The 14,522-nt window shown below is 73.3% G+C and carries 15 protein-coding genes; 11 read left to right on the forward strand and 4 right to left on the reverse strand.

What is annotated here, in order from left to right; translation table 11 throughout:
- Nucleotides 1-127: 127 nt before the first annotated feature.
- A complete protein-coding gene (gene ddaH / locus SJY07_RS21435; protein WP_328292183.1) occupies nucleotides 128-979 on the reverse strand; it encodes a dimethylargininase in 852 nt (283 codons plus the stop codon).
- Nucleotides 980-1,077: 98 nt separating this feature from the next.
- Here ddaH and SJY07_RS21440 point away from each other — a divergent pair, with 98 nt between their 5' ends.
- The 5 genes from SJY07_RS21440 to gatB all read left to right on the forward strand — a co-directional run bounded on the left by SJY07_RS21440 (nucleotide 1,078) and on the right by gatB (nucleotide 7,210).
- Nucleotides 1,078-1,521 (forward strand): Lrp/AsnC family transcriptional regulator, encoded by a 444-nt coding sequence (locus tag SJY07_RS21440; RefSeq protein WP_328292182.1) that lies wholly within the window; start codon nucleotides 1,078-1,080, stop codon nucleotides 1,519-1,521.
- A 79-nt stretch (nucleotides 1,522-1,600) separates the two neighbouring features.
- Nucleotides 1,601-3,844 (forward strand): bifunctional diguanylate cyclase/phosphodiesterase, encoded by a 2,244-nt coding sequence (locus SJY07_RS21445; RefSeq protein WP_328292181.1) that lies wholly within the window; start codon nucleotides 1,601-1,603, stop codon nucleotides 3,842-3,844.
- An 11-nt stretch (nucleotides 3,845-3,855) separates the two neighbouring features.
- Entirely contained in the window at nucleotides 3,856-4,155 is a 300-nt protein-coding gene (gene gatC / locus SJY07_RS21450; RefSeq protein WP_328292180.1) for an Asp-tRNA(Asn)/Glu-tRNA(Gln) amidotransferase subunit GatC, read from the forward strand.
- Entirely contained in the window at nucleotides 4,152-5,696 is a 1,545-nt protein-coding gene (gene gatA, locus SJY07_RS21455; RefSeq protein WP_328292179.1) for an Asp-tRNA(Asn)/Glu-tRNA(Gln) amidotransferase subunit GatA, read from the forward strand. Before gatC ends, gatA begins: the two co-directional genes overlap by 4 nt.
- Nucleotides 5,693-7,210: an Asp-tRNA(Asn)/Glu-tRNA(Gln) amidotransferase subunit GatB gene (gene gatB, locus SJY07_RS21460; protein ID WP_328292178.1), complete on the forward strand. Its 1,518-nt coding sequence runs from the start codon at nucleotides 5,693-5,695 to the stop codon at nucleotides 7,208-7,210. Before gatA ends, gatB begins: the two co-directional genes overlap by 4 nt.
- A gap of 12 nt (nucleotides 7,211-7,222) precedes the next feature.
- Here the strand turns inward: gatB and bla are convergent, their stop codons facing one another.
- On the reverse strand, nucleotides 7,223-8,137 hold the full coding sequence (bla, locus tag SJY07_RS21465) for a class A beta-lactamase (protein ID WP_328292177.1): 915 nt from the start codon (nucleotides 8,135-8,137) through the stop codon (nucleotides 7,223-7,225).
- Nucleotides 8,134-8,736 carry a DedA family protein gene (locus SJY07_RS21470; RefSeq protein ID WP_380161498.1) on the reverse strand — a complete coding sequence of 201 codons (603 nt, stop codon included), beginning with the start codon at nucleotides 8,734-8,736 and terminating at the stop codon, nucleotides 8,134-8,136. Before SJY07_RS21470 ends, bla begins: the two co-directional genes overlap by 4 nt.
- A 133-nt stretch (nucleotides 8,737-8,869) precedes the next feature.
- On the opposite strand from SJY07_RS21470, the gene SJY07_RS21475 reads away from it, so the two are divergent.
- The 6 genes from SJY07_RS21475 (at nucleotide 8,870) to SJY07_RS21500 (ending at nucleotide 13,253) form a co-directional block, all read left to right on the forward strand.
- Nucleotides 8,870-9,247 carry a hypothetical protein gene (locus SJY07_RS21475; RefSeq protein WP_328292175.1) on the forward strand — a complete coding sequence of 126 codons (378 nt, stop codon included), beginning with the start codon at nucleotides 8,870-8,872 and terminating at the stop codon, nucleotides 9,245-9,247.
- Between the two features lie 11 nt (nucleotides 9,248-9,258).
- A complete protein-coding gene (locus tag SJY07_RS21480; RefSeq protein WP_328292174.1) occupies nucleotides 9,259-9,777 on the forward strand; it encodes an isoprenylcysteine carboxylmethyltransferase family protein in 519 nt (172 codons plus the stop codon).
- 150 nt (nucleotides 9,778-9,927) lie between these two features.
- Nucleotides 9,928-10,509 (forward strand): hypothetical protein, encoded by a 582-nt coding sequence (locus tag SJY07_RS21485; protein WP_328292173.1) that lies wholly within the window; start codon nucleotides 9,928-9,930, stop codon nucleotides 10,507-10,509.
- A 40-nt stretch (nucleotides 10,510-10,549) separates the two neighbouring features.
- Nucleotides 10,550-11,098: a PadR family transcriptional regulator gene (locus tag SJY07_RS21490; RefSeq protein ID WP_328292172.1), complete on the forward strand. Its 549-nt coding sequence runs from the start codon at nucleotides 10,550-10,552 to the stop codon at nucleotides 11,096-11,098.
- On the forward strand, nucleotides 11,083-11,751 hold the full coding sequence (locus tag SJY07_RS21495; RefSeq protein WP_328292171.1) for an ABC transporter ATP-binding protein: 669 nt from the start codon (nucleotides 11,083-11,085) through the stop codon (nucleotides 11,749-11,751). The genes SJY07_RS21490 and SJY07_RS21495 overlap by 16 nt, the downstream gene beginning before the upstream one ends.
- On the forward strand, nucleotides 11,748-13,253 hold the full coding sequence (locus SJY07_RS21500) for an FtsX-like permease family protein (RefSeq protein ID WP_328292170.1): 1,506 nt from the start codon (nucleotides 11,748-11,750) through the stop codon (nucleotides 13,251-13,253). Before SJY07_RS21495 ends, SJY07_RS21500 begins: the two co-directional genes overlap by 4 nt.
- Before the next feature lie 84 nt (nucleotides 13,254-13,337).
- Here the strand turns inward: SJY07_RS21500 and SJY07_RS21505 are convergent, their stop codons facing one another.
- On the reverse strand, nucleotides 13,338-14,501 hold the full coding sequence (locus SJY07_RS21505; RefSeq protein WP_328292169.1) for a PQQ-dependent sugar dehydrogenase: 1,164 nt from the start codon (nucleotides 14,499-14,501) through the stop codon (nucleotides 13,338-13,340).
- Between the last annotated feature and the right edge of the window lie 21 nt (nucleotides 14,502-14,522).

The raw sequence follows: 14,522 nt of genomic DNA on the forward strand, positions 1-14,522 counted from the left end.
TCGCACCCACCGGTGTCACCACGTGGAGTGAACCGTCGGTGCGACGAAGACGGCGTCATGGCGCCCGGTTCGGCACACCGACAGGCGCACCCACGGCGGATTCAACCGGTCGGATCAGCCCGGACGTTCAGCGCCGCACGACGAGGGTGCAGCACTTCGCGCCCCCGCCACCCTTGAGCAGCTCCGAGAGGTCGACGGGCACCGGCTGGTAGCCGCGTTCCGCCAGCAGGTCGGCGTAGCGCTGCGCGCGGGGGGAGAGCACGACGTGCAGGCCGTCGCTGACCGCGTTCATCCCCAGCACCGCGGCGGTCTCCTCGTCGGTGAGCAGCGCGTCCGGGAACAGCTGCTGCAGGACGGCCTGGGCGGCGGGGGAGAAGGCGCCCGGGAAGTAGGCGACGTCGGGGTGTGCGGGGTCGTCGTCGAGGACGGTGAGCGCGGTGTCGAGGTGGTAGAACCGCGGGTCGACGAGTTCCAGCGAGGTGACCTCACGACCGAGGACGCGGGCCAGTTCCGCGTGCGCGGCCAGGGCGGTGCGGAACCCGAACCCGGCGAGCAGGTGGTCACCGACGACGAGTAGGTCGCCCTCGCCCTCGTTGGTCTCGACGGGGCGGTGCACCGGACCGAAGCCGTTCTCCTCGAGCCAGCTCGCGTACGCCTCGGCCTCGCCGGCGCGTTCGGGGTGGGTGAAGCGGACCCCGACGTTGCCCCCGGCGGTGAGCAGCGCCCCGTTGGCGGCGTAGACCATGTCGGGCAGTCCGGGGACGCCGGGGACGACGTCGACGATGTGGCCGAGCCGTTCATGGGTCGCCTTGAGCTCCTCCCACTGGGCCAGCGCCACGTCGGCGTCGACGGCCTGCGTGGTGTCCATCCACGGGTTGATCTCGTAGGAGACCGTGAAGTGCGTCGGGCGGCACATCACGAAGTGGCGGGGGCGGGCCACGCGGTCGGCGCGGGAGGTCTCGGTCAACGATGCGGTCACGACGTCAACGCTAGGATCCGCCACGACGCAGCTCAAGGCCGATCCGCTGCGTCGACGCGCAGGTTCCTTGCGTGTGACGCGGCAGGACTGGAGATGCGTTGCGCGACCTCGACGACGTCGACCGCGAGCTCCTCGTCCTGCTCGCCCGGGACGGCCGGGCGACCTTCAACGACCTCGGCGCGCGGGTCGGCCTCTCCGCCCCGGCCGCGAAGCGCCGCGTCGACCGCCTCGTCGCCGACGGCGTCATCGCCTCCTTCACCGCCGTCGTCGACCCGGCGGCCCTCGGCTGGCGCACCGAGGCCTTCGTCGAGGTCCGCTGCCACGGGACCGTCTCCCCGGCGGAGCTGCGTCGGGCCTGGCAGGGGATCCCCGAGATCGTCGGTGCCTACACCGTCACCGGCCCCGCCGATGCGTTGATCCACGTCCTGGCCCGCGACGTCCAGCACCTCGAGCAGGCCCTGGAGCGGGTCCGGGACGAGGCGAACATCTCCGCCACCGACTCCGTCATCGTGCTCTCGCGCCTCGTGGACCGGGGACGGTGACCCGCGATCGTTGGTGACCTGGGTCACACAACGATCATCGGGGTTGACGGTTCCGCCGGGCGCACCGATAGGTGGGACTGTGAACCGACTTCCCGGTAACGCACTGCTCGCGACGTTGGTCGTCGGCGGGGCGGGCCTGCTGGCCGACCGGGCCTCGCGACACCTCGACGGTCGGCTGATCAGCGCCTGCCTCCTGCTCGCCATGCTCATCGGAACGCTGTTGCTGCACCGTCGGCGGCGGGACCCGGGGTTCGACCGGGGCATGTCGCCGACCACGTGGCGTGCCTTCAGCGCCGCCGGCGTCGTGCTCCTCCTGACCGCCACCGCCGACCTCGCCGTCGGCGTCCTGGACGGTCGCGGGTTCTGGACCGGCATGCCCCTCGGTCTCGGCACCTTCGTGGCCGGGCCGCTCATCATGCACGGGCTGTTCCACTGGAACTCCCAGGTCCGCCACGTCCTGGCCGGGGGGCAGGCGCTCACCTCGGGCAGCGCCGTGCTCGTCGTCGTCGCCGCGGGGAACCTGTTGCTCCCGCACCTGCCCGCCGACTTCGGCGACTGGGCCTGGTGGCAGGTGCAGGTGTGGCTGCTCACCGTCGGGATCCTGCTCGTCCTGCTCGGGACCACCCTCGTCGTCGCCCGCACCGCCGGGCTGGCCCGCGACGTGCGCATCTGGTCGCTCGGGGGGTCCCTGCTGGCCTACGCCCTCGTCGACGGCTTCGTCGCCGTCGAAGGTGGCGCCGGGTTCACCGCCGTCCAGGCCGCGGGTGCCACCGGGGTCCTCGTCATGGGCGCCGCGGTCCTGCGGGCCCGCACACCGACCCGGGTGATCGTCAACGCCGAGGTCTCCGCGGGCGGCGCGATGCTCGTCCTCGTCACGGCCTTCTGCGTCGTCGCGCTCGCCTGCGTGCACGACCTCACCCCGACGGCGATCCTCTGGGGCTCCCTCGCCGCCCTCGGCAGCGCGATCTGCCTGGCCCGTCACCTCGGTCAGCTCTCCGAACTCGCCCGGGCCCGCGTGGAGGCCCGCACCGACGACCTGACCGGGGTCGGGAACCGACGGGCCCTCGTCGACCAGGTCGAGGAACTCGCGCACGGCGGATCGGGCGCAGCCCTGCTCAAGGTGGACGTCGACGACTTCGGCCTGGTCAACGAACGCCTCGGTCACCACGACGGGGACCAGCTGCTCGTCACCCTCGCCGAGGCCGTCCGCGCCGCCGCCCCGCCGACGGCGCTCGTCGCCCGCAGCGCGGGCGACACGTTCGCGGTCCTGCTCGCGCACGCCGACGAGGCCGTGGCGCTCCGCCTGGCCGCGCGCCTCGAACGGGTCGTGCGCGAGCTGCCCACCCCCGGGCGCCTGGGCACCGGCATCAGCGCCAGCATCGGGGTGGCCACCACCGCCGCCGGGGACCCCAGGACGGCCGACCTCGTGCACCGCGCCGGCGCCGCGCTGGTCCTGGCCAAGACCGGCCAGCGCGGGATCGCCTGCTACGACGGCGAGCTCGAGGCCCGTGCCCGCGACCGCCTCAGCCTGATCGCCGACCTCACCGCAGCTCTCGACGACGCCTCGCGCGCCGAGGTGGAACTCCTCCTGCACTACCAGCCCCAGCTCGAGGTGCGGACCGGCCGGGTGGTGGGCGTCGAGGCCCTCGTCCGCTGGCAGCACCCCGCACGCGGGTTCCTCGGCCCCGACCGCTTCCTCGACCTGGCCGAGGAGAACGGCCTCATGGACGACCTCACGGCGCACCTGCTGGAGCGGGCCGCTCGCGAGGTCGCCGACTGGGAGGTCGACGACGTCCCGCTGCGGGTCTCGGTCAACCTCTCCGCCGGCTCGCTCGCCTCGCCCGACCTGCTGCCCACCGTCGACGCCGTCCTGCGGCGCACCGGGCTCGACCCCACCCGCCTCGTCCTCGAGATCACCGAGACGACCCTCATGGACGACCCCGAACTCGCCGTGCAGGTCACCGAGAGCCTCGTCGCCCGCGGCATCTCGCTCAGCATCGACGACTACGGCACCGGCTACTCCTCGCTGGCCTACCTCACCGACCTGCCGGCCAGCGAGCTCAAGCTCGACCGCGCCTTCACCCTGCGCATCACCACCGAACCCCGCACCGCCGCCATCGTCGAGGGGACCGTCGCCCTGGCCCACCGCCTCGGCCTGCGGGTCATCGCCGAGGGCGTCGAGGACCTCGAGGCCCTCGGCGTGCTGCGCGACCTCGGCGCCGACGAGACCCAGGGCTACCTGCACAGCCGCCCCCTGGCCCCCGCCGCGTTCCGCACCTGGCTCGCCGACCGCTCACGGGAGTCCGACGCGCTCCCCGCATAGACTCACCGATCGTGTCCGCTATCTCCCGTTCCGAGGTCGAGCACCTCGCGCGCCTGGCGCGCATCGACATGACCGACGAGGAGCTGGACCGCATGGCGGGCCAGCTCGACGCCGTCCTCGATGCCGTCGCCCAGGTGTCGTCCGTGGTGACCGACGACGTCCCCGCCACCTCGCACCCCGTGCCCCTGATCAACGTGACCCGCCCCGACGTGGTCCGTCCCGGCATCACCGCCGAGGAGGCGCTCGCGGGCGCCCCCGCCAGCGAGGACGGCCGCTTCCGCGTGCCGCAGATCCTGGGGGAGGAAGCGTGAGCGTCAACGAGCTCGTGCAGTGGGACGCCGTCCGGCTCGCCGAGGGGCTGCGCAGCAAGGTCGTCTCCGCCGAGGAGGTCACCCGGGCCCACCTCGACCGCATCGACGCCGTCGATGGACCCACCTCCGGGGTCAACGACAGCGGGGTCCACGCGTTCCTGCACGTCGACCACGAGGGCGCGCTGGCCCGCGCCCGCCAGATCGACGCCGACCGCGCCGCCGGCGCCGACCTCGGCCCCCTGGCCGGGGTCCCCGTCGGGGTCAAGGACGTCCTGACCACCAAGGGTCTGCCGACCACCGCCGGGTCCCGCATGCTCGAGGGGTGGGTCCCGCCCTACGACGCCACCGTCGTCCGCGAACTGCACGCCGCCGGCCTCGTCGTCCTCGGCAAGACCAACATGGACGAGTTCGCGATGGGCTCGACGACCGAGCACTCCGCCTACGGCGACACCCGCAACCCCTGGGACCCGACCCGCATCCCCGGTGGATCCGGCGGTGGCTCCGCGGCGGCGCTCGCGGCCTTCGAGGCCCCGCTGACCGTCGGGTCGGACACGGGGGGCTCGATCCGCCAGCCCGCGGCCCTCACCGGCACCGTCGGCGTCAAGCCGACCTACGGCGCGGTCTCGCGCTACGGCCTCATCGCGCTGGCCAGTTCGCTGGACCAGGCCGGCCCGTGCGCGCGCACCGTCATGGACACCGCGCTGCTGCACGCCGTCATCGCCGGCCACGACCCCTACGACTCCACGTCGATCCCGTCCGCGGTGCCGGACGTCGTCGGCGCGGCCCGGCTCGGCGCCACCGGCGACCTCACCGGCGTGCGGATCGGGGTCGTGAAGGAACTCTCCGGCGAGGGCTACGAGGCCGGGGTCCAGGCCCGCTTCGACGAGTCCCTCGACGAACTGCGCGCCGCGGGTGCGGAGGTCGTCGAGCTCAGCCTGCCGAACATCGTGCACGCCCTCGCCGCGTACTACCTGATCCTGCCGAGCGAGGCGTCGAGCAACCTCGCCAAGTTCGACGGGATGCGCTACGGCCTGCGGGTCGTGCCCGAGGGCGAGCACGTCACGGCCGAGGCCGTCATGCGCGCCACCCGCGCCGCGGGGTTCGGCGAGGAGGCGAAGCGCCGCATCATCCTCGGCACCTACGCCCTCTCCGCCGGCTACTACGACGCCTACTACGGCAGCGCGCAGAAGGTCCGCACCCTGGTGCAGCGCGACTTCGACGCCGCCTTCGGTTCCGTCGACGTGCTCGTCTCGCCGACCGCGCCCACGGTGGCGTACCGGCTGGGCGAGAAGCTCGACGACCCGCTGGCCATGTACGCCGGCGACGTCGCGACGATCCCGGCGAACCTCGCCGGGATCCCGGGGATGTCGCTCCCGGCCGGCCTGTCCGACGGGCTGCCGGTCGGGTTGCAGATCCTGGCCCCCCAGCAGGCCGACGACCGGTTGTACCGGGTGGGGGCCGCGCTGGAGGCACGGTTGAACGACAAGTGGGGCGGGCCGTTGCTCGCGAAGGTTCCGACGTGGCAGGGGGTCTCGGCGTGAGCGTCGAACTGGTCGACTACGACGAGGCGATCGGGGAGTTCGACCCCGTCCTCGGGCTCGAGGTGCACGTCGAGCTGAACACCGCGACGAAGATGTTCTCCGGGGCGCCCACGGCGTTCGGCGCCGAGCCCAACACCCAGGTCGACCCGACGTCCCTCGGGCTGCCCGGGGCGATGCCGGTGCTGAACGCCAAGGCGCTGGAGTCGGCGATCCGCATCGGCCTCGCGCTGAACTGCTCCATCGCGGAGCGCTGCCGGTTCGCCCGGAAGAACTACTTCTACCCGGACATGCCGAAGAACTTCCAGACGTCGCAGTTCGACGAGCCGATCGCGTTCGACGGGTACCTCGACGTCGACGTCCCGGCGAGCGAGGACGGGACGAAACCCGCCTTCACCTACCGGGTGCTCATCGAGCGCGCCCACATGGAGGAGGACACCGGGAAGTCCCTGCACGTCGGGGGTTCCACCGGCCGCATCCACGGTGCCGACTACTCCCTGGTCGACTACAACCGCGCCGGGATCCCGCTCATCGAGATCGTGACGCGTCCCCTGGAGGGCGCCGGCGACCGCGTCCCCGACGTGGCCCGGGCCTACGTCGCGGTGCTGCGCGACCTGCTGCGGGCCCTCGACGTGTCCGACGCGAAGATGGAACAGGGGTCGGTCCGCGCGGACGTCAACCTGTCCCTGCGCCCGACCCCGACCTCCCCGCTGGGGACGCGGTCGGAGACGAAGAACGTCAACTCGCTGCGGTCCATCGAACGGGCCGTGCGCTACGAGGTCTCCCGCCACGCCGCCGTGCTGCGCTCCGGCGCGAAGGTCGTGCAGGAGACCCGGCACTGGCACGAGGACACCGGGGTGACCACCTCGGGCCGGGAGAAGTCCGACGCCGAGGACTACCGGTACTTCCCGGAACCGGACCTCGTCCCCATCGTCCCGGACCGGGCGTGGGTGGAGGAACTGCGGGCGACCCTGCCGGAGCCGCCGGCGGAGCGTCGTAAGCGGCTGCACGCCGAGTGGGGCTTCTCCGACCTCGAGTTCCGCGACCTCGTCAACGCGGGTGCCGTCGACATCGTCGAGGAGACCGTCGCCGCGGGCGCCTCGCCCGCCGCGGCCCGCAAGTGGTGGTCCGGGGAACTGGCCCGTCGCGCCAACGTCGACGGGGTCGCCCTCGCCGACCTGACCGTCACCCCCGCCGACGTCGCCGAACTGGCGAAGCTGCTCGAGGACGGGAAGCTCACCGACGGGCTGGCCCGTCAGGCCCTCGAGGGTGTCCTCGCCGGTGAGGGGTCGGTGGCCGAGGTCGTCGAGCAGCGCGGGTTGATCGTGGTGCAGGACGACGGGGCGCTGAACGCGGCCGTGGACAAGGTCGTCGCCGCGAACCCCGACGTCGTCGAGAAGATCCGCGGCGGCAAGGCGCAGGCCGCCGGGGCGCTCATCGGCCAGGTCATGAAGGAGATGAAGGGCAAGGCGGACGCCGCCCGGATCCGCGAACTCGTGCTGGAACGCGTCGGCTGAGTTCAGCCCGGTTCAGCCCAGTCCGGTGAGGACGAGTCCGGCGGCGCGCGCGATGAGCGCGTCGTCGGACGCGGCGTCGGGCTCCGGTCGGTCGGAGAACACCACGAGGACCCACGGGGCCCTGCCGTCCGCGGGCCAGAGCACCGCGACGTCGTTCTGGTTGCCGTACACGCCCGCGTGGCCGGTCTTGTCGCCCACGACCCATCCCGCGGGAACCCCGGCGCGGATCTGGTCGTCGCCGGTCGTGGTGCGCTGCAACCACTCCGCGAGCTGCGTGCGGTCGTCCGGTTCCAGGGCGTCGCCCAGCGCGTAGGCCTGCAGGTCCCGCCCGAACGCCCGCGGTGAGGTGGTGTCCCGCTCGTCGCCGGGACGCACGTCGTTGACCCCCGGCTCCTCGCGGTCGGCCTGCGTGACGTCGTCGCCCAGGGCCCGCAGGTCCCGCTCGAAACCGTCCGGCCCGCCGAGTTCGTCGAGCAGCAGGTTCCCTGCCGTGTTGTCGCTGACCGTGATGGCCGCCTCTGCGAGGTCGCCCAGGGTCATCCCCGTCGCGACGTGGTCCGCGGTGACGGGCGAGTACGCGACGAGGTCCGCCGCGGAGTACGTCACCACCCGGTCGAGGTCGGCGCCGGAGTCGAGCACCGCGGCCGCCGCGAGGGCCTTGTAGGTGGACGCGAAGGCGAACCGTTCGTCGGCGCGGTGCTCCAGCGTCCGACCGGTGCCCGTGTCGAGGGCGAAGATCCCGAGCCTGGCCCCGAACTCCTGCTCCAGGGCCGCGAACCCCGGGTCCGTCGGTGACGGGGAACTCGTGACGGTGGGCTTCGTGCTGGGCTGCGTGGTGGGAACGGGCGGCGAGGGTGGCGTCGTGCAGCTCGCGAGCAGGACGGTGACCGCGGCGGCGAGCGCGAGGCGGCGGTTCCCCCGGGTCATGCCTGGCGGGGACGCACGACGCGTTGCAGCACCGCATCGACGAGGAAGCCCAGGACGAGGGCGATCACGATGCCCAGCAACGCCCCGACCAGGGGGGTGGACTCGATCCACTGCCCGGCCAGCGAACCGATGGCGATCGAGTACGCGGCCCACGTGCAGGCGGCGAGGGCGCTGAGCCCCAGGAACCGGCGCCGCGGGAACTGCACCGCGCCCGCCGTGAGGTTCACGGCGATCCGCCCGACCGGTACGTAGCGGGCGGCGAGGATCGCGAACGCCCCCCGCTTCTGCAGTTCCCGGGCCGCGCGGGTGAAGGCGTGCTCGAGGCGGCGGTGGCCCGCGATCCAGCCGCGCAGCGGGGAGTGCCGCCCGATCGTGTACGTGAGGTTGTCGCCGAGGAACGCCCCCACCATCGCGCAGACGAAGAGCACCACGCGGTTCGGGTGGCCGGTGTCGGCCGCGATGGCGGCCAGGCCGATGACGACGGACTCACTGGGCAGCGGGGGCAGGAACGCGTCGAGCGCCGACAGCGCCAGCACGACCACGAGCACCCACGGGGCCCCCGCGTGGGCGGTGACGAAGGCGTTGAGCTGGTCGAACACTCCCTCAGCCTGGCACGCCCGCGCGGGGCGGGACCGGGGTGGTCGACACCGCGCCCGCCGGTGTTCTGGCCCGAGCGGGTGGCGGTCTTCCCCGGGACGGTCGTGACGTCGCGCGGGAGGTGATGATGGTCGGGTGATCCCGCCCCGACCGGCAGCCGCCTGGTTCGCGCTGCAGGGTCTCGCGGTGCCCGCGTGGTGGGTGGCGCTGGCGGTGTGGCCGGCGTTCCGGGCCGTCTTCGAACTCGGGGAGCGTCAGGTCCTGCAGTCGTTCCTCGTCCCCGACGTGGCGTTCGGACTCGCCTCCCTCCTCGCTGCGCGGCTGATCGTGAGCGGCCACCCCGCGGCCGTCGCGGTGGCGGGGATCACGACGGGAGCGGTGGGGTACAGCACCGTCCTGACGTTCGGCCACGTGCTCGCCGCGGGTGAGGGGGCGGTCGGTGCCGTCGCGATGACCTTGGCCACCCTCGCCAGCGCGGTCGCGCTGCGTTCCGTAGCGCGAGGGGCCCGGTGAGGCTCTACCGGGTGTCGCGACCGGCCTCGCCCCGTCGTCACCTCGCCAAGACGTTCGGCTGGATGGTGGTCGTCTGGTTCCTCGCCCTCGTCGCGCTGCCGGTCGTCCTGCGGTTCGTGGAACTCCTCCTGGGGATCGAGCGTCACCTGCTGCCCGGTGGCCGCGTGCTCGGCGCCGCCGTCCTGGTGGCCGCCAGCATCGCCGGGATCCGGTGCGCCGTCGTGATGGCGCGGGGGGAGGGGACCCCGGTTCCCTTCGACGCCGCCGCGCGGCTCGTCGTCGAGGGGCCCTACCGGTGGGTGCGGAACCCGATGGCGGTCTGCGGGGTGGGTCAGACCGTCGGCGTCGCGCTCCTGCTGGGCCGGCCGCTGTACTACCTCGTACCGCCCGCCGGGGCGCTGCTGTGGCAGTTCGTGATCCGCCCCTCCGAGGAGAGGTTCCTCGCGCAGCGCTTCGGCGCGGAGTACGCCGGGTACCGACGGACGGTCCCGTTGTGGATCCCGAGGAGACCTCGCCGCGTCCCACGGTGAGAGCTCGCCCCCCGCGAGATCGCCGTGGTCCTCGGGGTGAGCGTCAACGCCGCGACGGTCCGGCTGCACCGGCGAAGGCGCGGTTGCGGGCCCGACTGGGCCAGGGGGCAAGAACCCCGGGCGTGCCGGACAGGAACGGGATGGAGGGGGGTGAAGACCGTGACCGACGACGAACTGCGCGCACTGCTCCAGGAGGTCGACCCGGCCCGGGACCTGACGCGCCTGTCGACCCACCACGTCCGAGCGAAGGCGGAGGACACGATGACCACCGAGACACCGCGACGACGCGCGGCCCGGCCCCGCGGACGTACCCGCATCCTCCTCGGCGCGGGGGTGGGGGTGGTGGCGGCCACCGTCGTGGTCCTCGGGGTCGTGGGCCGGGGTGACCCCTCCGTGACCCGGCTGACCGCCGCCGTCACCGACCCCACCGCCTCCTGCGCGGTCCTGAGCCCTGACCTGCTCACCGACCGGGACACCGCGTTCGCGGCCCGGGCCGTGGCGGTCTCGGGGGGTGAGGTCACCCTCGAGGTCACCCACCGGTACCGGGGTTCCGTCTCCGAGCAGGTGCGGGTCGAGCAGCCCGGGGACCCGTCGTCCGAGGACGGTGCGGCTCCGTTGGCGGCGGGGACCGACTACCTGCTCAGCGCCGACGGCGGCCGGCTGACCGGTTGCGGTCTGAGCGGTCCGGCCTCCCCGGAACTGCAGGCCCTCTACGACACGGCTTTCGGGTGATCGCTTCCGCCGACTAGCCACGTGGTGCATAGTGGCCCACGTGACGGTCGGCCACGCGCTCCTCGGGTTGCTCGTACCCGGGGAACGCCACGGGTACGACCTGAAACGTCGGTACGACCAGCAGTTCCCGGCCGCCCGGCCGCTGGCCAGCGCTCAGGTGTACGCCACGCTGGCCCGGCTCTCCCGCGACGGTCTCGTCGTCCAGGGGGAACCGGAACGGGACGGTGGACCGGACCGGACGGCCTACGGGTTGACCGGTGACGGCCGGGAGGAACTCCGGCGGTGGCTCGACGAGGTCGAACCGCCCAGTCCGTTCGTCGCCAACCCGTTGGCGGTGAAGCTGACGGTGGCGCTGCTCACGGCGGGGGAGCCTGCGGCGCAGGAGTACCTGCGCCGCCAGCGAGCAGCGCACCTTCAGCGGATGCGGGACTACACCCGGGCCAAGACCGAGCCGGGGGTCACGGTGGCGGAACTTCTGGCCGCCGACTACGCCCTGGAACACCTCAACGCCGACCTGCTCTGGATCGAGAACGCCCTGGCCCGCACGCCCGTCCTGACCGAGGAGGTCACGTCGTGGAACCACACCTGAGTGCCCAGGGTCTGGTGAAGTCCTACCGCAACACCCCGGCCCTGCGGGGCGTCGACTTCGCCGCCCGCCAGGGCGAGGTCGTCGCCATCACCGGACCCTCGGGTTCGGGGAAGTCGACGTTGCTGCACTGCCTCGCGGGGATCGAGGTCCCCGACGCCGGATCCGTCGCCCTCGGGGGGCGACGGATCGACGACGCGGGGGAGGGGAAGCGTTCCCGGTTGCGGCGCAGCAGGTTCGGAGTCCTGTTCCAGTTCGGCCACCTGGTCGCGGAACTCACCGCGGCCGAGAACGTGGCGATGCCGTTGTTGCTGTCGGGCGTGCGCCGGCGGTCGGCGATCGCCACGGCGACGGACTGGCTGGCCCGCTTCGACGTGGCGGAACTCGCGGGGCGCCGGCCCGGCGAACTCTCCGGGGGGCAGGCGCAGCGGGTCGCCGCGGCGCGTTCGCTGGTGACCCGTCCCGACGTCCTGTTCGCCGACGAGCCGACGGGTGCCCTCGACAGCCTCGCAGGGGAACAGGTGATGATCCAGGTGACCCGGGCGGTGCGCGAGGTGGGGACGACGGTGCTGCTGGTCACCCACGACGCCCGCATCGCGGCCTACGCCGACCGCGAGGTCGTCGTGCGCGACGGGTTGATCGAGGCCGGCCGGTGACCGCGACGACGACGACCGTCCCGCTGCTCCACGCCGACGGCAGCGCGCGGTTCACCACCCTGCTCCGGCTGGCGGTCTCCGGCGGTCGCGCCGACCGGACCCGGATCGCCCTCACCGCAACGGGTTCCGCCGTGGCCACCGTGGCCCTGAGCGCGGCGGCGAGCGTCGCGGTCAGCGGGCCGGGCGACGGGCCCTACACCTCCGAGGTCCTGAACCAGCCGGGTCTGCACGTCGGGGTCGTCACCGCGCTGGTGCTGCTGTGCCTGCCCGTGCTGGGTTTCGTGGGGCAGTGTTCCCGGATCGGTGCGCCGGGCCGGGACCGCCGGCTGGCCGCGCTGCGGTTGCAGGGGGCGACCCCGGGGGACGTCGTCCGCGTCGCGGTGGTGGAGACGGGGTTGTCGGCCGGGCTCGGGACCGTCGCCGGGCTCGGTCTGTTCTTCGGGCTCCGCGTCCTGCTCGACGCTCCGATCACCGCCACGTACGACGTGACCACCGTCGACGGGGACAGCACCAGCGTCGAGACGGTGACCGGGGCGGCGCTGCCGTTCCCCACCGACGTCCTCCCGCCGTGGCCGGTCCTCCTGGTGTTCGTCCTCGCGATCCCCCTGGCGGCAGCGGTGTTCGCGACGTTCGCCATGCGTCGGGTCGTGGTCACCCCGTTCGGGGTCGACCGGTCCCAGCCGCCGGAACCCCGTCGGGTCGTCCCCGCGATCCTCTTCGTGGCGGGCACGGTGGTGATGGTGACGTTCGACAGCCTGCTGCGGTTCGTCCCGCACCGGGTGCTCGCGTCGGAGTTCGCCGTCGCCCTGTTCCTCGTCCCGATCGGGTTGACCCTCGCGGGGCTGCTGATGGGGACGACGACCCTGGCCTCGCTCGTCGGGGAGTTCATCGCGCGACGCACCGCACGGCCGGCTCTCCTGCTGGCCGCCCGCCGGATGGTGTCCGCTCCGAGCCACACCAGCCGGGCCAACTCGACGCTCCTGCTCGTCGTGCTGCTGGCCGCCTTCACCCAGGGGATCCGGGCGAAGTTCCTGGCCGAGACCCAGAACTACGGCACGACGTTCTACGCGGACACCTTCGACCTGGTGAACCTCGCCCTCGTCCTCGGGGCGGTCATCGCCGCGGCGGGTCTGCTCGTGGGCACCGTCGACGGCGTCCTCGGTCGCCGCCACGTCCTCGCCGGGCTGCACGCCGTCGGCGTACCGCGGGGCACGATCGCGCGTTCGGTCCTCGGCGAGAACCTGCTGGCCCTGGTCCCGGCGGTCGTCCTGGCCACGGCCGCGGGGATCGTGGCGGCGCGCGGGCTGTTCGGCACCTCCGTCACGTGGTCGGACCTGCAGGCCGACGGGACCTACCGCGAGGTCGTCGCCACGGTCGGTGTCCCCTGGGGGTCCCTCGGCGGCCTCGTCGTCGTCGTCCTGGCGGCCGCGGCCCTCGCCACGGTGGCTTCGTTCCCCGTCCTGCGGCTCAGCCTGCACCCGTCGGAACTGCGGGCGGACTGAGTTCGCGCAGGATCCCGACGACGACCTCGCGCAGCCAGGTGCGGGCCGCCGCGAACGGGTTCCGTTGCCCGGCCGGGTTCCGGGTCAGACCAGCGGGACCGTGACGAGCCGGTCGTCGCCCGCGCGGGGTTCCCCGCGGAACGTGTTGGACGTGAGGATCCACAGCGACCCGTCCGGCCCGACCTCGACGGTGCGCAGTCGCCCCAGGGTTCCCTCGAGGTAGGCGTCGGGGGTCCCGGTCGGGCCGTCGGGGTTCAACGGCACGCGCCACAACCGCTGCCCCTTCAACGCCGCGACGTAGACCGCGTCGGGGGTCACCGCGACCCCGCTGGGGGAGGCGTCGTCGGTCGCCCAGGTCTGGACCGGGGCGACGAACCGCCCGCCCCCGTCACCCGGACCCTCGACCTCGGGCCAGCCGTAGTTCCCGCCGCCGCGGACGACGTTGAGCTCGTCCCAGGTGTCCTGACCGAACTCGGAGGCGATGAGCCGCCCGGTGGAGTCCCACCCGAAACCCTGGGGGTTGCGGTGCCCGTAGGACCAGGTGCGCGAACCCGGGAAGGGGTTGTCCGCGGGGACGGAACCGTCGGGCAGGATCCGCAGGATCTTGCCGCCGAGGGCGTTCACGTCCTGGGCGGCGGGTCGGTTCTGGGCGTCTCCCGTCCCGACGTAGAGCATCCCGTCCGGTCCGAAGGCGATGCGGCCCCCGTTGTGGGTGGAGTTCTTGGGGATCCCGGTGAGGACCGGCGTGGCCTGCGTCAGCCGGTTCTGGGTGAGGGTGTAGCGCACGACGCGGTTGTCCGCGCGGGCGGTCTGGTAGAGGTAGACGAACCCGTCGCTCGCGAACTGCGGGGACAGGGCGATCCCGAGCAGTCCGCCCTCGCCGTCGGGCACCACGTCGGGGACCTTGCCGTCCGGTTCCTCCGTGCCCAGGGAGTTCAGCACCCCCGGGCCGACCTGGACGACCCGGGCCTCGTCCCGCAACGTGACCAGGGCCGTGCCGTCGGGCAGGACCGCGAGACCCCACGGGACGTCCAACCCCGTCGCGATGTCGCTCGGCTGACCGGGCACGCCCGTCGCCGCCGCCAGCGCGTCGGCCGGCGCGGTGCTCGACGTCGGCGCGGGGGCGGGCGGGTCGGAGGGGGTGGGCGTGCCGGGAGGAGCCGGTGTCCCACTGCCGTCGGAGCAGCCGGCCAGCAGGCCCAGCGCCAGAGCGCTCCCGGCGGCGAGGGCTTCGCGTCTGCTGTGCACCGGCCCATCGTCACCCGCGTC

The organism is Kineococcus sp. R86509, assembly GCF_042466365.1.
In the GTDB taxonomy this organism is placed as follows: domain Bacteria; phylum Actinomycetota; class Actinomycetes; order Actinomycetales; family Kineococcaceae; genus Kineococcus.

Coding starts and splice junctions, on each gene's coding strand:
- bla (WP_328292177.1), bottom strand. CDS start 8,137: ATGACCCGGGGGAACCGCCGCCTCGCGCTCGCCGCCGCGGTCACCGTC.